The organism is Rhodococcus sp. IEGM 1381 (assembly GCF_030056795.1).
GTDB lineage: Bacteria > Actinomycetota > Actinomycetes > Mycobacteriales > Mycobacteriaceae > Rhodococcoides.
The window spans coordinates 55,455-80,395 of the sequence record NZ_JASHKQ010000008.1; the positions used below are offsets into that span (position 1 = coordinate 55,455).

The following is a 24,941-nucleotide window of genomic DNA, read 5'->3' on the forward strand; positions in this document are numbered from 1 at the left end:
GTGACGAGAGCGGGCACGAGCATCATCCGCACGATGGTGGCGTCGATGACGAGGCCGACGATGATGCGCCAGGCTTACCATCGCCATGGCAATTGCCTTGAGGCTGAGCACGATCGAACGAAATGCCAGTGTCGTCATCGTGAAAGTGGCCAGCACCATGATGGCCAACATCCACGGAATGGTGGAGTAGATCGCGTCGATGCCGTCCTCGCTCTGCGCGGTGCTGCCACCCACTCTCAGTGTGGTACCGGCGGGAGCGGGGATCGATCGAATCGCATCCAGTGTCGCGAGTGCGGCCGGGGTGCGATCGGCCGAGGTCATGATGGCATCGACCACGGTCAGATCGTCGGCGCTGCCACTGGGAAACGCTGCCGCGACTCCGTCCGCGCGGCCGACGGCGTCGGCGACTTCTGCGACCGCGGCAGGGCTCGGCGGTGCATCGGTGACCGATTCGACGACGACGGTGACTCCGCTGTTGGCGAGCGTGAATTCGCTGATCAGCTTCTGCGTGGCGATCCGAGCGGGCGAGTCCGGGGGCAGACCGGTGTGGTCGAGGTCGCCCAGAGCTACGCCGGAAATGGGCGCGCTGAGCACGGCCAGCACGCCGATGATGGCACCGGCGACGAGGATGGGCCTGCGCATCACGCGGTCTGCCACTGTGCCCCAGAACTTCTGCGCCCGTGCCTCGCCGCGGTCGATCGCACTCGTGCGCCAGCTCAGCGAATCGATGCGTGGGCCGAGCAGTACGAGTGCGGCGGGAAGTGCGGTCAGCGAGATCACGGCGGCAACGGCCACTGCTGCCATGCCGCCGAAGCCCAGTGAGCGGATCATCGCCTGCGGGAAGATGAGCATGCCGATGAACCCGCAGATCAACAACAGTGCCGAGAACGCCACGGTTCGGCCGGCGGTGGACATCGTGCGGCGTACCGCGTCCGCCGTTCCGCACCCGTTGCGCAACTCCTCGCGGAACCGCGTGATCACGAACAGGCTGTAGCCGACGGCCATTCCGAGTCCGACCAGGGACGCGATATTGGTAGCGAACACCGACACCTCGGAGACAGTGTTCAATGCTCGCAGCACGGCCAGCGACGCCAGCACGCTCAGTCCGCCGATCACCAACGGAGTTCCTGCGGCGACGAGTCCGCCGAAGACGATCAGGAGCAGGACCAGCAGAATCGGGAAGGTGATGGTCTCGGCTCGCACCAGATCTGCTCGCGCTTGCTCGTTGTACGCGTCGACGACGGCCGAGAATCCACCGAACTGCACGCTCACGCCATCGATCGTCAACTTCTCGCGCAGATCCTGGTAGGACTTGACGCGCCGATCCTCGTCGCCCGTCAGGGTCAGCACCGCGAGGGCAGACTTCCCGTCCGACGATCGCAGGCCCGGAGCAAAGTCGTCGGGCACCGTCCAATAGGTGACGGGATCGCGGGCCAGCACGCCCGCGTCGATACCGGCCAGGCTCGTGCCGACGGCATCGGCGATCTCGTCGACCGTTCGTCCGTCCGTCGGGGTGTAGACCACTGCGATGTCCGGAACGTCGCGGCCGAACCGGGATTCGACGAGAGCGTCGACCTGCGCCGACTCTCTGTCGGGGTCGCTGTAGCCACCGAGACTGAGTTCTTCGACGACGCCCAGGCCCCAGGTTCCGGCGATCAGAACGGTCGCAACCACGACGACCAGGACCCAGCGTGCACGGGCAATGACGAAGTCGACCACGGGCGAACCCCTGCTCACGCAGCACTACCCAAGGGTCGACACCTGCATGCAGCGTCGACCACCACCACCGTAACCATGTTGTCCCCCCGCGAGACGTGATGTGAGCGCTCCGTGAATGTGCCTGCGGCACAGAGGAGATCTGTCTCGCGGCGAACCCGATCACCTGACGACGCCACCCCCCGGTTGCGACAGAAGAAATACAAGCAGAAGCCGCGCTCGATTGCCAGAGTCGCGGCGGATTCCCTCGGACCTCTTGACGAAGGAAGACGCAGGGTTCACTCTTGTCGTGAAGGAGCACCCCCGCGGTGACCGACCGTCGCCGGTCGTTCGCCACAGCTTTCTGACGCCACAGCTTTCTGACGCCGCTGTTGATTTGCGTCCGCGGCGCGGAAGGTCGACACGCTGCTGCCGACTCGGCGCGCGAACGGACCTCGGGTGCTACTTTTGATGCCCCCGTTGCGCTGTGCGCACATTTGGGGTACCTTTGGACGTTGCGCTGGCTGCCTCCTGTCCACCTCTCGATTGCTGTTGCTCGAAGACTCGTCTTCGGGCCTCTGTAATGGGGATTCGGTCTGGTTGCGACCAGCCGAAATTCGCCCCACATATAGCAAACAGATACAGCGGCGGTCGCCATGTCGTGTCAGCTGACAGGTCCTGTCAGTCGACGGAACGGCGCGACCCGCGTGAGGTGCTGGAAGGACGCATCTTGGCAGTCTCTAGCCAGACCAAGGCAGTTGTCGGAACACCGGGAGCCCCGAGGAGGGTTTCGTTCGCGAACATTCGCGAGCCGTTGGAGGTACCCGGTCTCCTCGATGTACAGACGGATTCGTTCGAATGGCTGGTAGGTGCGCAGAGTTGGCGCGACCGTGCCGCCGCCCGCGGAGACAGCGGTGTCTCCGGCGGACTCGAGGACATCCTGACCGAGCTCTCTCCGATCGAGGACTTCTCGGGCTCGATGTCGCTTTCCTTCTCCGACCCACGATTCGACGAGGTCAAGGCCTCGACCGATGAGTGCAAGGACAAGGACATGACGTACGCAGCCCCGCTGTTCGTCACCGCCGAGTTCATCAACAACAACACCGGCGAGATCAAGAGCCAGACGGTCTTCATGGGTGATTTCCCGATGATGACCGACAAGGGCACCTTCATCATCAACGGCACCGAGCGTGTCGTCGTCTCGCAGCTGGTGCGTTCTCCGGGCGTCTACTTCGACCATTCGATCGACAAGACCACCGAGAAGGACCTGCACAGCGTCAAGGTCATTCCCGGCCGTGGTGCTTGGCTCGAGTTCGACGTCGACAAGCGCGACACCGTCGGTGTCCGCATCGACCGCAAGCGTCGCCAGCCCGTCACGGTGCTGCTGAAGGCTCTCGGCTGGTCCACCGAGCAGATCACGGAGCGCTTCGGCTTCTCCGAGATCCTCATGGCCACGCTGGAGAAGGACAACACCGCCGGTACCGACGAGGCTCTCCTCGACATCTACCGCAAGCTGCGTCCGGGCGAGCCGCCGACCAAGGAGTCGGCGCAGACCCTGCTGGAGAACCTGTTCTTCAAGGACAAGCGTTACGACCTCGCTCGCGTGGGTCGCTACAAGATCAACAAGAAGCTCGGCCTCAACTCGGGTCAGCCCATCGTGGCGTCGACCCTCACCGAGGAAGACATCGTCGCGACCATCGAGTACCTGGTGCGTCTGCACGCGGGTGAGACCTCGATGACCGCACCCGAGGGCGTCGAGGTTCCGGTCGAGGTCGACGACATCGACCACTTCGGCAACCGTCGTCTGCGTACCGTGGGCGAGCTCATCCAGAACCAGATCCGCGTGGGCCTGTCCCGCATGGAGCGCGTCGTGCGCGAACGTATGACGACTCAGGACGTCGAGGCGATCACGCCGCAGACCCTGATCAACATCCGTCCCGTCGTCGCTGCGATCAAGGAGTTCTTCGGAACCTCCCAGCTCTCGCAGTTCATGGACCAGAACAACCCGCTGTCGGGTCTGACGCACAAGCGTCGCCTGTCGGCACTGGGACCCGGCGGTCTCTCTCGTGAGCGCGCCGGCCTCGAGGTCCGCGACGTGCACCCCTCGCACTACGGCCGCATGTGCCCCATCGAGACCCCGGAAGGCCCGAACATCGGCCTGATCGGATCGCTCTCGGTCTACGCACGCGTCAACCCGTTCGGCTTCATCGAGACCCCGTACCGCAAGGTCGTGGACGGCAAGGTGACCGACGATGTCGATTACCTGACCGCCGACGAGGAGGATCGCCACACGCTCGCGCAGGCGAACTCTCCGGTCGACGATTCTGGTCACTTCATCGAGGAGAAGATTCTCGTCCGTCGTAAGGGTGGAGAGGTCGAGTTCGTCTCGTCCGACGACATCGACTACATGGACGTCTCACCTCGTCAGATGGTGTCCGTCGCCACCGCGATGATTCCGTTCCTCGAGCACGACGATGCCAACCGTGCCCTGATGGGCGCGAACATGCAGCGTCAGGCCGTCCCGCTGGTGCGTAGCGAAGCGCCGCTCGTCGGAACCGGTATGGAGCTCCGTGCTGCCGTCGACGCCGGTGATGTCGTCATCACCGAGAAGACCGGTGTCGTCGAAGAGGTCTCCGCCGATTACGTCACGGTCATGGCCGACGACGGATCACGCAAGACCTACCGGATGCGTAAGTTCGCGCGTTCCAACCAGGGCACGTGTGCCAACCAGCGTCCGATCGTGGACGAGGGACAGCGCGTCGAGTCCGGCCAGGTCCTCGCCGACGGCCCCTGCACCGAGAACGGTGAGATGGCACTCGGCAAGAACCTGCTGCTGGCGATCATGCCGTGGGAGGGCCACAACTACGAGGACGCGATCATCCTGTCGCAGCGCCTCGTGGAAGAGGACGTTCTCACCTCGATCCACATCGAGGAGCACGAGATCGATGCTCGCGACACCAAGCTCGGTGCCGAGGAGATCACTCGCGACATCCCGAACGTCTCCGACGAGGTTCTCGCGGACCTCGACGAGCGCGGCATCATCCGTATCGGTGCCGAGGTTCGTGACGGCGACGTGCTGGTCGGAAAGGTCACGCCGAAGGGCGAGACCGAGCTGACCCCGGAGGAGCGCCTGCTGCGCGCCATCTTCGGTGAGAAGGCTCGCGAAGTTCGCGACACCTCGCTCAAGGTTCCGCACGGCGAGAACGGAAAGGTCATCGGCATCCGCGTCTTCTCGCGTGATGACGACGACGATCTGCCTCCCGGCGTCAACGAGCTGGTCCGCGTCTACGTGGCTCAGAAGCGCAAGATCCAGGACGGCGACAAGCTCGCCGGTCGTCACGGCAACAAGGGCGTCATCGGCAAGATCCTCCCGCAGGAGGACATGCCGTTCATGTCCGACGGCACGCCGATCGACATCATCCTCAACACCCACGGTGTGCCGCGTCGTATGAACATCGGTCAGGTCCTCGAAACCCATTTGGGTTGGATCGGCAAGACCGGTTGGAACGTACAGATCGCCGCGGACGGCACGAAGCCCGATTGGGCCGAGCGTCTGCCCGAGGAGATGTTGGCGGCTCCGGCCGACAGCAACATCGCCACCCCGGTGTTCGACGGTGCCAAGGAGAATCAGCTCGCCGGCCTGCTGGAGAGCACGATTCCCAACCGCGACGGCGAGCAGATGGTCGGATCCGACGGAAAGGCCACGTTGTTCGACGGCCGCTCCGGCGAGCCGTTCCCGTACCCGGTGTCGGTGGGCTACATGTACATCATCAAGCTTCACCACTTGGTCGACGACAAGATCCACGCTCGTTCGACCGGGCCGTACTCGATGATCACGCAGCAGCCCCTCGGTGGTAAGGCTCAGTTCGGTGGACAGCGCTTCGGTGAGATGGAGTGCTGGGCCATGCAGGCCTACGGTGCCGCATACACGCTGCAGGAGCTTCTCACCATCAAGTCGGACGACGTTGTCGGCCGCGTGAAGGTGTACGAGGCGATCGTCAAGGGCGAGAACATTCCCGAGCCCGGTATTCCCGAGTCCTTCAAGGTGCTTCTCAAGGAGCTCCAGTCGCTGTGCCTCAACGTGGAGGTGCTGTCCTCGGACGGCGCTGCCATCACGATGGCCGACGGTGACGACGAAGACCTCGAGCGTGCCGCAGCCAACCTGGGAATCAACCTCTCCCGCAACGAAGCTGCCACGGTCGACGACCTCGCTCAGTAGTTCTGTGGTCTGCCGGATCCGCCCAGTGTGGGTCCGGCAGGCGTTCTTCTCATTTGCTCTTCCAGCACAACACCCATAACGGGGAAAGGAAGTTACGTGCTCGACGTCAACTTCTTCGATGAACTTCGCATTGGCCTTGCCACTGCGGACGACATCCGTCAGTGGTCCTACGGCGAGGTCAAGAAGCCGGAGACCATCAACTACCGCACGCTCAAGCCCGAGAAGGACGGCCTCTTCTGCGAGAAGATCTTCGGCCCCACTCGGGACTGGGAGTGCTACTGCGGCAAGTACAAGCGCGTCCGCTTCAAGGGCATCATCTGTGAGCGTTGTGGCGTCGAGGTCACTCGCGCCAAGGTTCGTCGTGAGCGCATGGGCCACATCGAACTGGCTGCTCCGGTCACGCACATCTGGTACTTCAAGGGTGTGCCGTCGCGTCTGGGCTACCTGCTCGACCTGGCTCCGAAGGATCTCGAGAAGATCATCTACTTCGCTGCCTACGTCATCACCTCGGTCGACGACGAGCTCCGTCACAACGAGCTCTCGACGCTCGAGGCCGAGATGGAGGTCGAGAAGAAGGCCGTCGCAGATCAGCGCGACTCCGATCTCGAGGCTCGTGCACAGAAGCTCGAAGCCGACATCGCCGAGCTCGAAGCCGAGGGCGCCAAGTCCGACGTGCGCCGTAAGGTCAAGGACGGCGGCGAGCGCGAGATGCGTCAGCTCCGTGACCGTGCGCAGCGTGAGCTCGATCGTCTCGAAGAGATCTGGACCACCTTCACCAAGCTGGCCAAGAAGCAGCTCATCATCGATGAGCTCATCTACCGCGAGCTCATCGACCGGTACGGCGAGTACTTCACCGGTGCCATGGGTGCAGAGTCGATCCAGAAGCTCATGCAGACCTTCGACATCGACGCCGAAGCGGAGTCTCTTCGCGAGACGATCCGCAGTGGCAAGGGTCAGAAGAAGCTGCGTGCGCTCAAGCGTCTGAAGGTCGTCGCCGCGTTCCAGGCCGGCCGGAACTCGCCGATGGGCATGGTTCTCGACGCTGTCCCGGTCATCCCGCCGGAGCTTCGTCCGATGGTGCAGCTCGACGGTGGACGTTTCGCGACGTCCGACCTCAACGATCTGTACCGCCGCGTCATCAACCGCAACAACCGCCTCAAGCGTCTGATCGACCTCGGTGCTCCCGAGATCATCGTCAACAACGAGAAGCGGATGCTGCAGGAGTCGGTCGACGCCCTGTTCGACAACGGCCGTCGTGGACGTCCGGTCACCGGACCGGGTAACCGTCCGCTCAAGTCGCTGTCCGACTTGCTCAAGGGCAAGCAGGGTCGATTCCGTCAGAACCTCCTCGGCAAGCGCGTCGACTACTCGGGCCGTTCGGTCATCGTCGTCGGCCCGCAGCTCAAGCTGCACCAGTGTGGCCTGCCCAAGCTGATGGCTCTCGAGCTGTTCAAGCCGTTCGTGATGAAGCGTCTGGTGGATCTCAACCACGCGCAGAACATCAAGTCGGCCAAGCGCATGGTCGAGCGTCAGCGTCCCCAGGTGTGGGATGTCCTCGAAGAGGTCATCGCCGAGCACCCTGTGCTGCTGAACCGTGCACCCACCCTGCACCGGTTGGGCATCCAGGCGTTCGAGCCGCAGCTCGTCGAGGGTAAGGCCATCCAGCTGCACCCGCTCGTCTGTGAGGCGTTCAACGCCGACTTCGACGGTGACCAGATGGCTGTCCACCTCCCGCTGTCCGCCGAGGCTCAGGCCGAGGCACGCGTGTTGATGCTGTCCTCGAACAACATCCTCTCGCCGGCATCGGGCCGTCCGCTCGCCATGCCGCGTCTGGACATGGTGACGGGTCTGTACCACCTGACGCGTCTGGACGCCGGTGCTGTCGGCGAGCGCGCCGATGCGAAGACCGATCATGCCGAGTTCGGGGCGTACTCCTCCCCGGCCGAGGCACAGATGGCCGTCGACCGTGGATCGCTCACGGTGCAGTCGCAGATCCGTGTTCGTCTGACGATTCAGCGCCCCCCGCGCGACATCGAGAACGAGCTGTTCCCGAACGGCTGGACTCGTGGCGAGGCGTGGACCGCGCAGACTACTCTCGGACGCGTCATCTTCAACGAGCTGCTGCCGGCGGACTATCCGTTCGTCAACGAGCAGATGCCGAAGAAGCGACAGTCGACCATCATCAACGATCTCGCCGAGCGTTACCCGATGATCGTCGTCGCGCAGACCGTCGACAAGCTCAAGGACGCAGGCTTCTACTGGGCCACGCGTTCGGGTGTCACCATCTCGATCTCCGACGTGCTCGTGCCGCCGGAGAAGCCGGCCATCATGGAGACGTTCGAGGCTCAGGCCGATCAGATCGAGAAGAAGTACCAGCGTGGCGCTCTCGACAAGGTCGAGCGCAACTCTGCACTGGTCAAGATCTGGCAGGACGCGACCGAGCAGGTCGGTAAGGCCATGGAGGCGCACTTCCCCGACGACAACCCGATCCCGATGATCGTGAAGTCCGGCGCAGCCGGAAACATGACTCAGGTTCGCTCGCTCGCCGGCATGAAGGGCCTGGTGACCAACCCGAAGGGTGAGTTCATCCCGCGTCCGATCAAGTCTTCCTTCAAGGAAGGCCTGACGGTCCTCGAGTACTTCATCAATACGCACGGTGCTCGTAAGGGTCTGGCCGACACGGCGCTTCGTACCGCCGACTCGGGCTACCTGACGCGTCGTCTGGTCGACGTCTCGCAGGATGTCATCGTTCGGGAAACCGACTGTGGCACCGAGCGCGGCATCGTCACGACGATCGCCGAGAAGACGGCCGACGGCAAGATGATCCGCGACGCTCACGTCGAGACCAGCACGTACGCCCGCACGTTGGCGAACGACGCTGTCGACGAGAACGGCACGGTCGTCGTCGCTCGCGGACACGATCTCGGTGACCCGGCCATCGACGCGCTGCTCGCTGCGGGCATCACGTCGGTCAAGGTTCGCTCGGTGCTCACCTGCACCACCGGCACCGGCGTCTGCGCCACCTGCTACGGCCGCTCGATGGCCACCGGCAAGCTGGTCGACATCGGTGAGGCCGTCGGTATCGTTGCCGCACAGTCCATCGGTGAGCCCGGTACCCAGCTGACCATGCGTACCTTCCACCAGGGTGGTGTCGCCGGAGATGACATCACCGGTGGTCTGCCTCGCGTGCAGGAGCTGTTCGAGGCCCGTGTGCCGAAGGGCAAGGCTCCGATTGCGGACGTGTCGGGACGCATCCAGCTCGAGGACGGCGATCGTTTCTACAAGATCACCATCGTCCCGGACGACGGCGGCGAAGAGGTTGTCTACGACAAGCTCTCCAAGCGTCAGCGTCTGCGTGTCTTCAAGCACGACGACGGCACCGAGCGCCTTCTGGCGGACGGTGACCACGTCGAGGTCGGCCAGCAGCTCATGGAAGGTGCTGCCGATCCGCACGAGGTCCTGCGTGTGATGGGTCCCCGTCAGGTGCAGATCCACCTCGTCAACGAGGTCCAGGAGGTGTACCGGTCGCAGGGTGTGTCCATTCACGACAAGCACATCGAAACGATCGTTCGCCAGATGCTCCGTCGCGTGACGATCATCGACAGCGGCTCCACCGAATTCCTGCCCGGTTCACTCACCGAGCGCAGCGAATTCGAGTCGAGCAACCGTCGCGTCGTCTCCGAGGGTGGCGAGCCCGCAGCCGGACGTCCGGTCCTGATGGGTATCACCAAGGCGTCGCTGGCCACCGACTCGTGGCTGTCGGCAGCGTCGTTCCAGGAGACCACTCGTGTGCTCACCGATGCGGCGATCAACTGCCGTAGCGACAAGCTCATAGGTCTCAAGGAGAACGTAATCATCGGTAAGCTCATCCCGGCTGGTACCGGCATCAACCGGTACCGGAACATCACGGTGCAGCCGACCGAAGAGGCACGTGCCGCGGCGTACGCGGTGCCGTCGTACGACGATCAGTACTACAGCCCGGACGGCTTCGGCCAGGGAACCGGCGCTGCAGTGCCGCTCGACGACTACGGTTTCTCCAACGAATACCGCTAGAGCGACTTCGTCGCACGTGCACAGAAATTCGTAGTCCACTACGAATTTCCACTCACGACGACAGGGCGTGACAAACAGAGCCCCGCATCGACTTCGGTCGGTGCGGGGCTCTCGCCGGTGATCAGGTCAGTACGCGTATGAGTAACCAGACGAACAACACACAGGCATCCAGCACCATCGTGAACATCGGCGTGGCCATGTTCTCCGTGGCCGATCAGGACGCGGCCCTCGATTTCTATTCGCGCGTGCTCGGCTTCGAGGTCCGCAGTGATTCGCGTTTCGGTCCCGAGGGCGAGTACCGGTGGCTGGAAGTGGCACCGTCCGGTTCGACCGCACGACTCGCCCTGAACCCACCGATGAGCGGTTCGCCCGGTGGCGGGTCCATCGGCGTCGAGACGCCCGATGTCGCGTCCGAGCATGCTCGCTTGAGTGCTCTCGGCGGCGTCGATCTCGACGACTTGATGGAAGAGGTGGACGGCGTGCCGCCCATGTTCGCGCTTCGGGATCCCGACGGTAATTCGGTGTGGATCGTGCAGGCCTGACGGATCAGCCGGGCTGTTTCTGATCGACGAACGTGTACAGCTCGGCGATCGTGCCGTCCTTGACGACGGCGAAGTCCTGGCCGGTGACGACGGCCGGGGCGTTGGGCGGTGAGAGTGCCCAGGAGATGCGGGCAACGTCGCCCAGTACGGCGGGTTCGACGGTGACGGAGAAGGACAAGCCGGCGGAGTCCGCGAGGAGCGCGGTGATCGCGTCGATGACGGCTTCGCGTCCGGTCGCGGTGTTCTCGGCGTCGTAGAACACCGCGTCGGGGTGGTACATAACTTCGATCAGCTCGCGTCGTCGTTCGGCGTCGGTGGCGTTGAATACCTCGACGACGTTGGCGCGTACCAACTCGGCGTGAGAAGTGCTGTGCATGGTGTGCCCCTAAGGTTGGGTTGTCGGGGTCTACTCGGCCTGCACCCCGGATCAAGCATCCCAGAAAGAACATGACATGTCACGTAATGAGTCGACGGACGACTCTCCCTCGCTGACGCCCTCCCAGGAATCGGCGTGGCGCGCCTACATGGGGTTGTCGCTGCAGATGACGTTCGAGATGAACCGTCAGCTCACTGAGGATCACGGTCTTTCCCTGGCCGACTACTCGGTGCTCGTCGCGCTGGCGGACAGTCCCGACGGGCGTCGCCGGGTGACCGACCTGGCCGCGGAGATCGGCTGGGAGCGCAGCAGGGCTTCTCACCACCTCGCCCGGATGTCCGCGCGGGGGCTCACCGATCGCACGGTCTCGACTACCGACGCGCGGGCCACGGATGCAGTGATCACCGAAGCGGGCCGGGCAGCTCTGGACGCATCGGCAGCGGGTCACGTCGATGTGGTGCGCAGATTGTTCTTCGACGGGCTCGCACCCGAGGAAGTCTCCACTCTCGAAACGATTCTCACTCGTCTGCGTGATCACATACGAACCCAAGGGACACTGCCCCAACCGCAGTGACTGCCCCAACCGCAACGACTGCCCCAACCGCAATGACGACCTCCAACTCGGATCACGGCGAGGTCGTTCATCCGTGGTGACAGACAGCCTCGAGGTCGATGCCGTTGAGGTCTCGCACGAACGATCCGTAGTACGTCGCGTGGTATTCCGGCTGTAGTCCTGGAGGCCGGAGCTCGATCGCTCCTGCCGACAGCGCTGCGGCATGGAAGGCATCGACCGTGGCGCGGTCCGGGGCACTGAACGCGAGATGGGTGTGGGGGCCGATGGTCGACCCCGGTGCGTCGACGATCCAGAAGAAGGGCTTCAGCTCCGCCCAACCGAAGGCGATCATGGCGAGCTGGTTCGCCTCGGGGGTGTGCGGTACCCGCAGGATCTCGGTGATCCCGAGCGGTGCGAGTGCAGCGCCGTAGAACTCGGCGCTGGCGGCGAGATCGGCGACGCCGATGTTGAGGTGGTCGATCTGGGATCCGGTGCGGTCGGTGTTCGTCATAGCCGTGAGCCTCCCGGAGATCGCGGACGTACTCGGTCCTCAATCGGGAAGATCGCCGGAGTTCACCTCGCCGTCGAGTCGATGACGGGCACCGTTTGCCCGGGCGCGAGAGTCTCGACCAATGGTGAGACAGGGTAATGAGATTCGGATCGGGCGGGACATTTCCTTGCGGGCGGGGGCCACGCGCCGACAGTTTCTGACGTGGAGTGCGTTGGTCGGGGCGCTCGCCTTCACTCCTGAACTCGCGGGAACCACGGCGCACGCACAGTCCGTCGTGACCCCCGACTACCCCTTCCGTCTCGGCGTGGCCTCAGGTGATCCGCTGCACGATTCGGTGGTGCTGTGGACCAGGCTCGCCACCGATCCCTTTGCGCCGCTGGGCGGAATGACTCCCGGTGTCGTGCCGGTGCAGTGGCAGATCGCAGCCGACGACAAATTCGGCCGCATCGTGGCACAGGGCATCGAGCTCGCCACGGAGTTCGACGGCTGGTCGATTCACGTCGACGTCCGCGGGCTGGAGCCGGCCCGCGAATACTTCTATCGTTTCCTCGTCGGCCCGCACGCCAGCCCGGTCGGTCGTACCAAAACTGCACCGGCAGTGGGGCAACCGCTGAGCAGGCTTGATTTCGCCTGGGCGTCGTGCCAGAAATGGGAGGACGGGTTCTTCGGCGCGTACGGGGACCTGGCGGCCTCGAATCTCGACGTGGTGTTCTTTCTGGGCGATTACATCTACGAGTACGCGATCAAGGACGAGGGTGCTCGACAGGGTGAGCCGCGCACCGAGTCGGCGGCTCGAGAAACCATGGTGCTCAGCGACTATCGCGACCGATACGCGATGTACAAGGCTGACGAGAACCTGGCTGCCGCGCATGCGTCGGCACCGTTCGTCTCGACGTTCGACGACCATGAGGTGGACAACAACTGGGCCTCGCAGATCAGCCAGGACAACGACGATCCGAAGCAGTTCTTGCTGCGCAGAGCTGATGCCTTCAAGGCGTGGTGGGAGAACACTCCGGTGCGCGCGAATCTGAAGCCTGTAGGCCCGGACATGAAGGTCTATCGACGGTTCTCGTTCGGAGATCTGGTGGATTTCTCGGTGCTCGACACCCGGCAGTATCGCAGCGATCAGGCGCACGGAGACGGTGAGCACGCGCAGGATGCCGAGACCGCCGATCCGTCGCGCACCATTACCGGTGCGGCACAGGAACAATGGATTCTCGACGGGTTCGCGTCACCGTCGAGGTGGAACTTCCTGGCGCATCAGACGGTCATCGCAGATCTCGCTCGGGGACAGGGCAACGATCGCAAGGTCGGCATGGATCCGTGGAGCGGGTACGAGGCCTCGCGTCACCGCATCCTCGACGGTGCCAGGGACCGCGGGACGAAGAACGTGGCGTCGATCGTCGGCGACATTCACCGCACGATCGTGTCGGAATTGCGCCGCGACTACCAGGATCAAGTGTCGCCGATGCAAGGTGTCGAGATCGCGACCACGTCCATCGCGTCGGGCAAGGACGGCGCCGATGTCGACTCCGCCGGAGCTGCCATCGCCGACGGTTCGCCGCACGTGAAATACGGCAACGCCCGTCGCGGCTATCTTCGCAGCACCCTCACGCCCAACGAATGGCGTTCGGAAGTAAGGGTTCTCGATGCAGTGTCGTCGCCGGGTAAGCCGGTTCGGACGGCCATGACCGTCACCGTTCCCGAAGGACGGCCCGAGATCCAGCTCGGCTAGTGCCTGCGGGTCAGCGCCCGTCGCCCGTGTCTCAGCGCCCGTCGGCGATGATCTGTGCGACGTTGCGTTCGGCCAGCGCGGTGATCGTCAGTGACGGGTTCGCCGCTCCGGTGCTTCCCGGGATCAGCGCACCGTCGACGACGTAGAGACCGGGGTGACCCTTCACCCGGCCGTAGTCGTCGGTGGCGTCGCCCAGCACTGCGCCGCCGAGTGGGTGTGCGGTGAAGGTGTCGTCCACATCGCGGGTGAACGGTTCGGCGGCGACGACGGTGCCGCCGGCCTGCGCCATCCGATTCTGCACCGCGCGTAGGGCTTCGACGGTGTCGCGGCTGCCGCCCTTGGGCCAGTTCAGGGTCAATCTGTTTGCAGCGGAATCGAATCCGAAGTTCCCGCGCAGCGGATCGATCGTCATACCCAGCGAGCCGAGGAATCCCAGATTCACGGGAACGCCTGGCACGTACCAGTTTTCGACGGTCAGCGGCAGTCCGGAGTCATCGGTGATGCGGGATGCGCACGGCGCTCCTTGCGGTCCTGCAGACATCGGGCCGAGCGACCGCGTCATCGAGGCGTCGCCGTTGGTACCCCAACCGGTGCCGACGAACTCGTTGAGGTTCGCCAGCGCTCCGGTGGTGCGGGCGCGCATCAGCAGTTCGGTGGTACCGATGGATCCGGCACCGAGGACGAGGGTGTCGCAGGTGACGGTGCGAGTCTCGACGACGTTGCCGAACGGGTCGAGGCGTTCGATCTCGACGCGGTAGCGGCCGCCGGATTCGGTGCCGATCGCCGCGACGCGGTGGCTGTGACAGACGGTCGCGCGCCCCGTGGCTTCTGCCTGAGGGATGTAGTTCTGCGTCAGGTCGTGCTTGGCGCCGTTGGAGTTGCCGAAGGTGCTCTCGCCGACGGTCGAGGACGCCCGAGAACGGCCGGCGATCTCGTCGCGCACGACGTTCCAGTTCCAGTTGCCGTCGACCGCTTCCGGGGTGAATCCTGCGCGTCGGGCGTGGTCGTCCCAGGTGCGCGAGTGCGCGAAGTTCGGGCTGTTGTACACGTCGTCGGGCATCGTCGACGGCCGGAGCATCGAACGGGCCTTGGGGTACCAGCTGGCGGCCATCTCGTCGTAGTTCAGGCGTCCGCCGAAGGAGAGGTCGAAGAATCTCTTGTTCGGTGCGATGGTCACGCCGGTGTACACGATCGAGCCGCCGCCGACGGCTGCTCCGCGCCACACCGAGAGGTTCTCGTAGCGGGTGGTGTCGAGCACTCCACCGAAGAGATCGACCGGTCCCACAGGGAGGCCGGTGATGTTGGTGAACGACGTTTGCTGCCACAGGCCGCGTCCGTCGGCGGTCATGTCGGCGGTGAAGATCTCGCGCCAAGGGTCTCGCGGCCAACGCAGTCCGCGCTCGAGCACGGTCACCGCAGTGCCGGCCTGGGCCATGCGCAGGGCTGCAGCACTGGCACCGAATCCGGAGCCGACCACGATGACGGACGAGTGGTCCGGCGGGCGCGGGGGGTCTGCGAACAGTTCGGGAACGAGTGACCGAATTCGGTCGGCACCGAGTGGGAGTGCGCCGGCGGGGGCGGAACCCGGCATGCCTGCGGCGCTCAGGACCGGAGCGGCGGCAGCGCCGAGCATTCCGGCAGCGGCCAGCCGCAGCAATTGCCTTCGGTTCACGGAAAGTCCCCCTACTTGACTCACGGACAGCGTTGTCGATTGTGTCGTGTTTGCCGCGCAAAAGCGAACAGTTCGGTCGGACTCGAGGATGCTTCCCAGCTCGGCCTCAGGTTTGCCTGTCAGACTTTCGCTCATGGTTTCGGCTTCGGTGGCTCTGTTGTTGCTTGTCGCGGCGGTGGTCGGCATCGCGGCGCACCTCATCGACTCGCGGGGACAGGGGATGCTCGTGGCCGCTGCGTTGGCACATGTCCTCATGCTCGCTGCTGTGCCCGGCACCGTGGTCGCCGGTCTCGCGTTCGGGTGGTGGGGTGTGGGGGCCGGGATGGTGGTGCTGGCGGCCGCGGCGGCGACTCAGTTTCCGCTGCACCGTCGTTTTTCACCACGCAGCCGTCTTTCACCACGCAGCCGCATTCGGGAGACCACCCGAGCCTCGGATCTGACAGTGCTGCACGCCAACATCTGGCTGGGGCAGGCCGATATCGACGCGGTGGTCGCGCTGGTCGACGAGCATCGCCCGGATGTGCTCACCCTCGTAGAGTTGACGCCCGAGGCCGACTCGGGTCTTCGCCGCAGACTGTCCGAGCGGCTGCCGCACGCCTTCGTCAGCGCTGCCGCGGGCGGCGACGGAACCGGCATCTACAGCCGCTTCCCGCTCGTGGACCAGCAGCGCCACGACGGCTTCGTGACCGAGCTGCTCTCTGCGCGGGTGGAGATGCCGGGCCGGCCGCTCGTGTTCGCGGTGCATCCCGTACCGCCGTGGCCGCGAGAACCGTCCGAATGGGTCCGCGAGCTGGGGTTGCTGCGTCAACTACTGGCCAAGATTCCCGTCGACGACGGTCCCGTGGTGGTGGCGGGCGATTTCAACGCGACGCAGGATCATCGACGCTATCGAGATCTGCAGGACGGCCGATTCGTCGACGCGGCGGTGGCGACCGGAGCCGGCATGCTCAGGACGTATCCGGCGCACACCTGGCACCCGCCGGTCATTGCCATCGATCATGTTCTGGTGGCCGACATGGCAGTCCGTTCGGTCGAGGCCGTGACGATCCCAGGGTCCGACCACCGCGGCATCATGGCTCGGCTGGCTTTCGATCCCAATTAGGGCTGCCCAGATCAGGGCTGTGCGGGCAACTGCTGCACCGACCACTTGTTTCCGTCGGGGTCGGCGAAGTACACGAACGTGCCCCAGCCCTCGTCCTTGGGCGGATCGATGGTCAGACCGGCTGCGGTGAGGTGTTCGTAGGCGTCCTGGGCGTTGTCGACGACCATCAGGATTCCGGCTCCCTTGCCCGGTTGGGCGTCGGTGATGTTCTCGCCGATCGCGATGGAACACGCCGAGCCCGGGGGAGTGAGCTGGACGTACCGGATCCCGTCCCAGGGCCGAGCATCGTGGTCGGCGTCGAAGCCGATCGAGACGTAGAAGTCCTTGGCGCGGTCGACGTCGGTGACGGCCAGGGTGACGAGTTCGATCTTCATGGTGAGGTTCATGAAGCAATGATGAGCGCCATTGCGGACACATTCGGTCCGCTATCACACCCCGTCGAAGAATGCTTCGAGAATTCTTCGCCCGTCCTCGGCGACGCGAGCGAGGACCTGTGCGCTCGGTGCCGTTCCCGCAGGCATGTGCGCATCGAGCATCGGTTGTTCTGTAGGTGTGAGCTCGACGTGGAACTGGAGGCCGAGGGCACTGCCGAACCGGAACGCCTGATTCCGGTAGAGGTTCGAGCTCGCCAGGAGCACCGCCCCCGCGGGCAGGTCGAAGGTATCGGTGTGCCAGTGCACCACCGAGACCGAATCCGCTCCGAACAGCGTTGCGCCGGCATCGGTTGCGGTGACCTCTCCGGATCCCAGCTCCGCGACCGGTCCCCGGTACACCGCACATCCCTGCGAGGCCGCGAGTAGTTGAGCACCGAGACACACCCCGAGCACGGGAACGTCACGTCGCAGACACTCGGCAATCAATTCCCGTTCGGCTCGCACGTGAGGGTGAGCGACATCGCCCCACGCGTCCATCGGTCCGCCCATCACGACCAGCCCTGTGACCGCATCGGCTGGGGGCAAGGGGTCCCCACTCGCCACCGCGACCACCGTGAACTCGATTCCGCGTTCGGTCATGATCGTCCCGATCAGCGCCGGGCCTTCGGCATCGACGTGCTTTACCACCCACCAACTCATGACGAGAAATATGCCCGATGCCTCGCCGGTTGTCCTAGCTGTGTTGTTTTCCCTTCTCGACAGATCCCGCACTCGATCCGGAATGGACGACGCCTCGGCGCTGCGTCACACCGTCGAACGGGCGGTGCACGCGGAGAAGATCGGGCTGCATCGGTTCTGGGTGGCCGAGCATCACGGCGTGCCCGGCATCGCGTCGGGCGCGCCGGCGGTACTGGCTGCGGCGGTGGCGTCGCGCACCTCACGCATCCGTGTCGGATCCGGGGGAGTGATGCTGCCCAACCATCAGCCGCTGATCGTGGCCGAACAATTCCTGATGTTGGAGTCCCTTTTTCCCGGCCGGATCGATCTCGGGGTCGGCCGTTCGCTCGGGTTCACCGAACCGGTACGCGCAGCGTTACGCAGTGAGCACGCCGATACGTTCGAGGCCGATATCGCCGAATTGAGTGCGTATCTGGATGGTTCGGCACCGGTGACGGCGCGCCCTGCCACCGCGCCTCCGCCGGTGTTCGTTCTCGCGACCGGTGCGGGCCTCGAGGTCGCTGCCCGCGCCGGGCTTCCGGTGGTCGTCGGTGGACCGGTATTGCAGAAGGCTGACCCATTGGCGATGTATCGCAAGAGTTTTCGGCCCTCGCCCGCCAATCCTGAACCGCACGTGATCATCTCGCTCGATGTGACGATCGCAGCCGATACCGCCGATGCGCAGGCTGGCCCTGCCGGAGGCGTGGGCGATGGCCAGGTCGCGGCGTGAGGGTGAATTTCCGGCCCTGGAACCGGTGTCGGTGATCGACGACTCCCGGTGGACGCCGCGGACGCGGGACCGCATCGAGGACTCGCTCGCGTCGACGATTCTCGGCACCGCCGGGCAGGTACGTCCGCGGCTGGAAGAGCTGATCGATCGCACCGGCGCGAACGAGATCATGGCGTCGACATCGACGTACGATCGCGCCGAGTTGTTCGACGCCGACGCTGCTTTCGCTCAGCTCGCCGGTGTTGTGGCTTGAACGGGCTGAACCGGTGCCGTCGCAGCCAGGGCTGCCACGAGGTCGCGTTGAATGTCGGTGACGGGCACGGTGGCGTCGACCACCGCCGAGACCGGTAGTTGCAGTCTTCGGTCGGCCTCGGTGCGGAAGACGAGCCCGGTCTTGGGGGTGCTGTCGGCGGTGCTGGCGTACAGAATCGTCCAGCATTGCGGGTGGTTGAGCAGCTCGGCGCTTGCGGTGTGATCCGATGCGACGGGCGGCCCGAACGTGAGTGGAAGCCCGCTGCGTTTCATCTCGCGTTCGATCACTCGGTGCAGCAGGATCTGTTCGCTGCGTTTGGGCAGCAGCAGCGGGTAGCCGGCGAGTTGGCTCAGGCTCGGATCGTCCTCGCCGGCCAGCGGATGACCCTCGGCGAGCGCGACGACGAGGTCCTCGGTCCACAGTTCGGTCACGTGCAGTCCCGAACGTTCGACGCTGCCGCGAATGAGCGCCACCTGGCAGTCCCCGGACGTCACCGCTTCGATCTGTTCTGCGAATCGTTTCAGCACGAAGTCGATCTCGGCGTCGGGATGGTGCTCGCGTACCGAGACGATGGCCGCGATGGCGTTCGCGGCGAAGGTCATGTTTCCGGTGAGACGTAGTTGGTTTCGGCGGCGCGCAGTCAACGCCAGGGCGGCCTGCTCGAGCTCCACCATGTGCCGCGCGATGGAGACCAATTGTGCTCCCACAACGGTCAATCGAACGACGCGTGAGGTTCGCTCGAACAGCGGCTCGCCGATCTCTCGTTCCAGCTTGCCGATCTGCAGACTGATCGCCGATTGCGAGACGTAGCAGCGCTCGGCGGCACGCGAGAAGTTCAGTTCTTCCCCGACCGCGAGGAAATACTTCAGCTGTCGCAGTTCCATGTGCGTCTCCAATCATGAGTTCTACTCATGGATGCTATTCCAACTTTCGCGTTGATAGACCAGCGAGGTCGGAGTTTCATGGAGGTAGTTCTTCGTTTGGGAAAGGACTTGGGCTCAGAAAGGGATGTGCTGTGAAAACGTACGACGTCGTCATCGTGGGATCGGGATTCGGAGCGTTGGCTGCTGCCAAGTCTCTGGGCAAGGCCGGTGTGACGTTCTCGCTCATCTCCAGCACCACCGAGCACCTGTTTCAGCCGCTGCTATACCAGGCCGCCACCGGAATGCTCTCGACGGGTGAGATCGCCCCGCCGATCCGACGCATCCTCTCGCAGTACGACTCCGCCGACGTCCGTCTGGGACGCGTCGTCGACGTCGATCCCGAGGCACACCAGGTGACCTACATCGGTGCCGGGCAGAGCCACACCATCGGCTTCGGTCGGCTCATCGTCGCAACGGGTGCCACGCAGGCGTACTTCGGCCGCGACGAGTTCAAGGACCGCACGTTCGCGCTCAAGACGGTGGACGACGCGATCGCGCTCCGTGAGCAGATTCTGAGCTGCTACGAGACCGCGCACATGACGACCGATCCGGCCGCCCGCAAGGAGCTGCTGAGCTTCGTCGTCGTCGGTGCAGGCGCGACCGGAGTCGAATTGGCAGGCCAGATCAGGGATCTCGCGCACCGCTACTTCGCCGGCTCGTTCCCCGACATCGAACCGGGCGACGTCACGGTCACCCTCGTGGACGGTGTGAAGGAAGTTCTGCCCGCGTTCGGCGGCAAGCTCAGCGCCTACGCCCGCACGAAGCTCGAGAAGTCCGGCGTCGACGTCGTCACCGGGGCCATGGTCACCGACATCGCCGACGACGTCGTCACGGTGCAGGATGTCGACACCAAGATTTCGCGTACCTACCCGGCCAAGACCGTCATCTGGTCGGCAGGCGTTCAGGCGAGCGAGCTGGCAGCCACGATCGCCGAGCGCACCGGATGCGAAACCGACCGCGCCGGACGCCTTCTAGTGCACGAGGATCTGACGGTCGGCTCGGCGAAGGACATCTACGCGATCGGCGACGTGACGTCGTTGAACAAGCTCCCCGGACAGTCGCCCGTGGCGATGCAGCAGGGCAGGCACGTCGCGAAGATGATCATCGGGAAGGTCGACGCCGGGACGCCGTTCAAGTACACCGACAAGGGCAGCATGTCGATCGTCGGCCGATTCAGTGCTGTGGCACGGTTGTTCGGCAAGGTCGACATGTCCGGGCCGATCGCCTGGCTCATGTGGCTTGCCGTGCACCTGATGTACCTGGTGGGCTTCCGGAATCGCTACGTTGCCGTGGTGTCGTGGATGACCTCGTACATCGGCGACAAGCGACCGCACTTCCAGTACACCGACCACTCTGCCTCGCTGGTCGAGCGCGCCGGTGAGACTGCGGATGACGAGGAGCGAAAGGCAGCCTAGCTGTTCTGGCTGCTCACCAGTCCGTTGCGGTAGGCCCAGATCACCACGTGAACTCGGGTGTTGACGTCGAGTTTGCGACAGATGTTCCCGACGTGAGTTTTCACCGTGCTCTGTTCGAGTTGCAGAGCCCGGGCAATGTCGTTGTTGCCCAGGCCCTGCGACAACAGTTGCACCACTTCCATTTCACGCAGACTCAGATCGTGTTGCGGTGCAACGGGAGTGGGTCGACTCGGCGCGCCCCGGCGGGCGAACTCCGTCATCAGACGTGGGGTCAGGCGGGGTGAGAGCACCGCACCTCCGCCGGCCACGGTGACCACCGCGTCGGCGAGCTCGTCCGGGTCGGTGTCCTTGAGCAAAAACCCTGATGCACCACTGTCCAGCGCCGCGAACACGTACTCGTCGAGGTCGAACGTGGTGACGACGATGACGCGGGTGGTGTCGAACCGCGCCAGAATTTCCCGTGTTGCGGTCAGCCCGTCTCCGTTCGGCATCCTGATGTCCATCAGTACGACGTCGGGGCGAAGGGCCGTAACCTGTTGTACGGCATGCTTTCCCGAGGTTGCGTGTCCGACGACGTGGATGTCGGGATGGCCGGCCAGAAACAGCTCGAATCCCTGTCGAACCACGGGCTGATCGTCAGCGATCAGGACGGTGATCATGTTGGCACCCCGATCATGCAATCAGCTCTGTGGGCCGGGAGATCTTTCCGCCGACAGGCAGTCGAGCGCGTACGGACCATGCCGTCCCGTCGGCAGACAATCCGGCGTCGAGGGTTCCGCCGAGCAGTGCGGCTCGCTCCTGCATTCCCGGGATGCCGAAACCCTGCCCCGCCGATTCGCGCCGGCCGGAGGCGTCCGAGGTGATCGTGTTGCTCACGGTCACCTCGATGACCGACGAACGATCGGACACCTGCACACGTACATCGCAGTTGGGCGCATGGCGTCGGGCATTGGACAACGCCTCCTGAACGATGCGGTAGCACGTCAGTTGCACGGCGCTGTCGGTGTCGTCCGTGTCTTCGGCGGTGTTTACCCCGATGTCTGTTTCGATGGACGCGAACGACATTCGTGACTGCTCGATCAAACCGGGGATGTCGTCGATCATCGGCTGCGGTGCGTTCTGGTTCCCAGGTTTGCCCTCGATACGTGTGCTTGGGCGCAGGATGCCGACGATCTGGCGCAGGCTGTCGAGAGTGCGCTGGCCGTGTCCGATTGCGCCGGTGAGTAGTTCGCGTGCCTGCTCGGGGTCGCTCGTGATAAGAGTCTTGGACGCCTTGGCTTGGATGAGCATTCCGGTCAGGTGGTGGGCGGCGACGTCGTGGAGTTCGCGAGCCATGGTCTTTCGTTCGTTGTCCAGTGCCGCATCCAGTTGTTGTCGGTGTTCGAGTTCGGCTCGGCCCAGTGCCGCCTCGTTCTCGAGTTCCTGGGTCCGGTTTCGCGCGATGTACTTTCCGAGGGCGATGAGCACCGTGTAGTTGATGATCAGATTCGCCACCTGCTCGGCCACGACGCCGATCGTGCCTCCGGGGCCTGCTGCGGCATCCGGGAAAGACAGGCGGGTGTGGACGCTGACGGCGATTTCGAGGACGAGCCCGAGCGCGAGGGGTGCGAACAGGCGCGGCCCGGTCACCCGAATCGCCAACGCGGCGATGGCAAACCAGTACAGCGGGGTGAACCCGAGAGTTCGGTCGGGCAGAACCAGAATCAGCGCGACACTGATCGAAACCACCGTCAGATACGACGTCACGGGAAACGACCGGCGTGCACACGTCACAACAGTCATCGCGATCAGGGCAACGACACTCACCGCGATCAGGGCTGGGCTGCCGACGAGTTCGTCTCCGGTGTCACCGATCATGCCCGTCGAGAGCTGGAACCCGGCATAGACAACGGTGGCAAGCAGCATCTCGATCGGCAGCACAATGGGATTACGCGGCCGCCACGCGGGTCTGAACCTGCGCAGTATCGTGGAACCAGCCAGCATCCGCGAACGTCCCAGCATCCGCGAACCTCTCAGCATCAGAGTCGACTCCGTTCTCCTGCAGTATCTTTCGAGCTCGCATCTTTCGATTTTGCGTTCTTGGAACCCAGCACCCACAGTGGTCCGGTGACGAACCAGAAGAATGTGATGACGCCGAGCGGTTGGATCACGGTCTTCAGCGCTGCTGCCTGCTCCGAGTCTGCCACGGTGTAGGCGAGTCCGTAGGTGATCACCAGAGCGATCGCCGCTGCGCACAGCCACTTCACGAATCCTCGGATCTCGTTGCGGTAGGCCTGCGGGCCGCTCTTGGGAGGCTTCACCGGTGCGGGGCCGCCGGCGAATCGGTGCGCGAAGCGCACATCGAGCCAAGCCACGGTGGAGTGCGCAAACATGACGGTCCAGCCGAGGTAGATGCCGGCCAAGCGGTGGGCGAATTCGACCTCGCCGCCGCGGTGTAGATCCAGTGCCACCGCGGCGACGAGGACGAGATCGAGTACCGGCAGGAGGGCGAGTGTGATCGTGCTGGCGCGTCGCGTGCGTGCCAGGTAGCGCAGGCACAGCCCGCCGATCACCAGTACCCAGAAGCCGACCTCGCAGACCGCGATCGTGAGCAGAATCGGATTGTTCATGGCCCGATTTCACCGCAGCCGACGTGCGCGCGATACCCCCGCGGAGGCGTCGTAGCTGGTGGTTCGACCGAAGGTACGACGCTGCGCTCCACCGAAAGTCGTAGCCGAACGCGCTACTGTGGAATCACGCATACAGGACACGCAGGCAATACCAGGGAGTCCGCCATGGCAGGCAAGAAGATCGACAGAGTCCACGCACAGTCCGCGTTGGAGACGGTTCGTGAGAACCCCGGCATCGCCTTGATCGCCGCCGCACCTGCGCTGGTGGTGCTGGCGGTGGTGTGGTGGCTGATCGGGTTCCCAGCCGCGTTGATTCTGTTGATCGCAGCAGGCGGTGCCGGATACCTGTACCTCAGGAACCGCTGACTTCCGAAAAGCACTGACTACTGGTCGGAGCGCGGGATGCAGAACTCGGTGATCGTGGCCGAGCCTGCAGCGAGCTCTGCCCATGATTTTTCGGTGGTGAGCACTGCTACCGCCGAAGTGGGGAAGCGGTGCCGAACCTCGCGGGCCACGTCGGTGTCGTCGTCGGCCGCCAATTCGAGTGCAGTCCAGGGGATTCCGGGCTCATGCCCGACGACCAGCAAGGTCGAGACCGTCACGTCTGCGGTGTTTGTACCTGCGAAGTACGTGTCGGCGAGCCGGATTTCGTCGATGATCTCGTCGGCGGACCCGCCGTAGATGTCGCGCTCGAATCGAGTCGGCGTGTCACCGAGGCCGGTGGCGGCGAGGGTTTCGCGAGTGCGCAGAGCCGTCGAACACAGGACTGCGTCGACGCGCCCGACGTGCTCGGCGATCCAGGCTCCGGCAAGCCCTGCCTCACGTTGACCGCGCGCAGCCAGGGGCCGCTCGTGATCGGGAACGCCGTCGGGGTAGCCGGATTTGCCGTGCCGCATCAGCACGAGGGTCCTAGAGGTCTCCATGCCGTCCACCGTAAACGGTCAGAGGCGCAGATTCGGGGACGACGTTCACCGGCTCCGGGAAGACGAACTTGCGCATTGCCCACCATCGGAACGCGGTCGCCAGCAGTGTGCCGATGATCGAGCCGCTGACGAAGTCGGCGATGTTTTCGGTGAGGAAGGACACGTTCGGAGCACGCAGATCCAGCATGTAACTGGACACCCACAGCGGTAGCTGGTTGATTGCCAGGCCGGTTCCGGCGACGGCGAAGAACAGCGCTGCCTCATGGTGGCGGCGTCGCCCGCCGCGGGCCGTGAACGACCATTCCCGGTTGAGGATGTACGACACGATCGTCGCGATCAGCACGGCCAGAACGTTCGCCGTCACGGGCTTGTCCTGCAGGATCGTCCACTTCAGGCCGAAGAACAGTACGACGGTGACGACGAAGGTGATCGCTCCGACGATGAGGAACTTGAGGGCCTCGGCGTGCTTGACGAGGGGCTCGAGCCAGCGCTCGGGAACGTGGTCGGTGAGGCGGTCGGACACATGCATCCCATCGACG

19 protein-coding genes and 2 pseudogenes are annotated in these 24,941 nt (G+C 64.4%); 9 read left to right on the plus strand and 12 right to left on the minus strand.

Annotated features, from left to right (window positions below):
* Nucleotides 1-78 precede the first annotated feature (78 nt).
* Nucleotides 79-1,737 (minus strand): annotated as a pseudogene (locus QM797_RS17780) (MMPL family transporter); the annotation flags it as partial.
* A gap of 670 nt (nt 1,738-2,407) precedes the next feature.
* Here QM797_RS17780 and rpoB point away from each other — a divergent pair.
* The 3 genes from rpoB (at nt 2,408) to QM797_RS17795 (ending at nt 10,509) form a co-directional block, all read left to right on the plus strand.
* Nucleotides 2,408-5,914, plus strand: a complete 3,507-nt coding sequence (gene rpoB, locus QM797_RS17785) for a DNA-directed RNA polymerase subunit beta (RefSeq protein WP_283277102.1) — start codon at nt 2,408-2,410, stop codon at nt 5,912-5,914.
* Between the two features lie 96 nt (nt 5,915-6,010).
* Nucleotides 6,011-9,967: a DNA-directed RNA polymerase subunit beta' gene (locus tag QM797_RS17790; protein WP_283277001.1), complete on the plus strand. Its 3,957-nt coding sequence runs from the start codon at nt 6,011-6,013 to the stop codon at nt 9,965-9,967.
* A gap of 137 nt (nt 9,968-10,104) precedes the next feature.
* Nucleotides 10,105-10,509 carry a VOC family protein gene (locus QM797_RS17795; protein ID WP_283277002.1) on the plus strand — a complete coding sequence of 135 codons (405 nt, stop codon included), beginning with the start codon at nt 10,105-10,107 and terminating at the stop codon, nt 10,507-10,509.
* 4 nt (nt 10,510-10,513) lie between these two features.
* On the opposite strand, the gene QM797_RS17800 is transcribed toward QM797_RS17795, so the two are convergent.
* A complete protein-coding gene (locus QM797_RS17800) occupies nt 10,514-10,885 on the minus strand; it encodes a nuclear transport factor 2 family protein (RefSeq protein ID WP_283277003.1) in 372 nt (123 codons plus the stop codon).
* Between the two features lie 76 nt (nt 10,886-10,961).
* Here QM797_RS17800 and QM797_RS17805 point away from each other — a divergent pair, with 76 nt between their 5' ends.
* Complete coding sequence (locus tag QM797_RS17805; protein ID WP_283277004.1) at nt 10,962-11,459, plus strand: MarR family winged helix-turn-helix transcriptional regulator; 498 nt, start codon at nt 10,962-10,964, stop codon at nt 11,457-11,459.
* A 67-nt stretch (nt 11,460-11,526) separates the two neighbouring features.
* On the opposite strand, the gene QM797_RS17810 is transcribed toward QM797_RS17805, so the two are convergent.
* The gene (locus QM797_RS17810; protein ID WP_283277005.1) at nt 11,527-11,949 is read right to left on the minus strand and encodes a VOC family protein; all 423 of its coding nucleotides are present in this window, start codon (nt 11,947-11,949) and stop codon (nt 11,527-11,529) included.
* A 121-nt stretch (nt 11,950-12,070) separates the two neighbouring features.
* On the opposite strand from QM797_RS17810, the gene QM797_RS17815 reads away from it, so the two are divergent.
* Complete coding sequence (locus tag QM797_RS17815; protein WP_283277006.1) at nt 12,071-13,684, plus strand: alkaline phosphatase D family protein; 1,614 nt, start codon at nt 12,071-12,073, stop codon at nt 13,682-13,684.
* A 31-nt stretch (nt 13,685-13,715) separates the two neighbouring features.
* Here the strand turns inward: QM797_RS17815 and QM797_RS17820 are convergent, their stop codons facing one another.
* Entirely contained in the window at nt 13,716-15,356 is a 1,641-nt protein-coding gene (locus QM797_RS17820; RefSeq protein ID WP_502942358.1) for a GMC oxidoreductase, read from the minus strand.
* Between the two features lie 133 nt (nt 15,357-15,489).
* Here QM797_RS17820 and QM797_RS17825 point away from each other — a divergent pair, with 133 nt between their 5' ends.
* A complete protein-coding gene (locus QM797_RS17825; RefSeq protein WP_283277007.1) occupies nt 15,490-16,458 on the plus strand; it encodes an endonuclease/exonuclease/phosphatase family protein in 969 nt (322 codons plus the stop codon).
* 11 nt (nt 16,459-16,469) lie between these two features.
* Here the strand turns inward: QM797_RS17825 and QM797_RS17830 are convergent, their stop codons facing one another.
* Together QM797_RS17830 and QM797_RS17835 are read right to left on the minus strand one after the other, a co-directional pair.
* Entirely contained in the window at nt 16,470-16,844 is a 375-nt protein-coding gene (locus QM797_RS17830) for a VOC family protein (RefSeq protein WP_283277011.1), read from the minus strand.
* 42 nt (nt 16,845-16,886) lie between these two features.
* The gene (locus QM797_RS17835) at nt 16,887-17,531 is read right to left on the minus strand and encodes a type 1 glutamine amidotransferase (protein WP_283277012.1); all 645 of its coding nucleotides are present in this window, start codon (nt 17,529-17,531) and stop codon (nt 16,887-16,889) included.
* 10 nt (nt 17,532-17,541) lie between these two features.
* On the opposite strand from QM797_RS17835, the pseudogene QM797_RS17840 reads away from it, so the two are divergent.
* Nucleotides 17,542-18,532: pseudogene (locus QM797_RS17840) on the plus strand (MsnO8 family LLM class oxidoreductase).
* Here the strand turns inward: QM797_RS17840 and QM797_RS17845 are convergent.
* Nucleotides 18,508-19,416, minus strand: a complete 909-nt coding sequence (locus QM797_RS17845; protein WP_283277013.1) for a LysR family transcriptional regulator — start codon at nt 19,414-19,416, stop codon at nt 18,508-18,510. The pseudogene QM797_RS17840 and the gene QM797_RS17845 overlap by 25 nt on opposite strands.
* 131 nt (nt 19,417-19,547) lie before the next feature.
* Between QM797_RS17845 and QM797_RS17850 the strand changes: the two genes are divergently transcribed.
* A complete protein-coding gene (locus QM797_RS17850) occupies nt 19,548-20,870 on the plus strand; it encodes an NAD(P)/FAD-dependent oxidoreductase (RefSeq protein ID WP_283277014.1) in 1,323 nt (440 codons plus the stop codon).
* Here QM797_RS17850 and QM797_RS17855 read toward each other — a convergent pair.
* From QM797_RS17855 to QM797_RS17865, 3 genes are read right to left on the minus strand one after another with little or no spacing between them, the layout of a single operon-like run.
* Nucleotides 20,867-21,529 carry a response regulator gene (locus QM797_RS17855; RefSeq protein WP_283277015.1) on the minus strand — a complete coding sequence of 221 codons (663 nt, stop codon included), beginning with the start codon at nt 21,527-21,529 and terminating at the stop codon, nt 20,867-20,869. The two genes, QM797_RS17850 and QM797_RS17855, sit on opposite strands and share 4 nt — an antisense overlap.
* A gap of 13 nt (nt 21,530-21,542) precedes the next feature.
* Entirely contained in the window at nt 21,543-22,871 is a 1,329-nt protein-coding gene (locus QM797_RS17860; RefSeq protein WP_283277016.1) for a sensor histidine kinase, read from the minus strand.
* Between the two features lie 17 nt (nt 22,872-22,888).
* A complete protein-coding gene (locus QM797_RS17865; protein ID WP_283277018.1) occupies nt 22,889-23,479 on the minus strand; it encodes a hypothetical protein in 591 nt (196 codons plus the stop codon).
* A gap of 165 nt (nt 23,480-23,644) precedes the next feature.
* Between QM797_RS17865 and QM797_RS17870 the strand changes: the two genes are divergently transcribed.
* A complete protein-coding gene (locus tag QM797_RS17870) occupies nt 23,645-23,845 on the plus strand; it encodes a hypothetical protein (RefSeq protein WP_283277019.1) in 201 nt (66 codons plus the stop codon).
* A gap of 17 nt (nt 23,846-23,862) precedes the next feature.
* Here QM797_RS17870 and QM797_RS17875 read toward each other — a convergent pair whose 3' ends face one another.
* Both QM797_RS17875 and QM797_RS17880 read right to left on the minus strand, forming a co-directional pair.
* The gene (locus QM797_RS17875) at nt 23,863-24,402 is read right to left on the minus strand and encodes a SixA phosphatase family protein (protein WP_283277020.1); all 540 of its coding nucleotides are present in this window, start codon (nt 24,400-24,402) and stop codon (nt 23,863-23,865) included.
* Nucleotides 24,389-24,931: a GtrA family protein gene (locus QM797_RS17880; protein ID WP_283277021.1), complete on the minus strand. Its 543-nt coding sequence runs from the start codon at nt 24,929-24,931 to the stop codon at nt 24,389-24,391. The genes QM797_RS17875 and QM797_RS17880 overlap by 14 nt, the downstream gene beginning before the upstream one ends.
* Between the last annotated feature and the right edge of the window lie 10 nt (nt 24,932-24,941).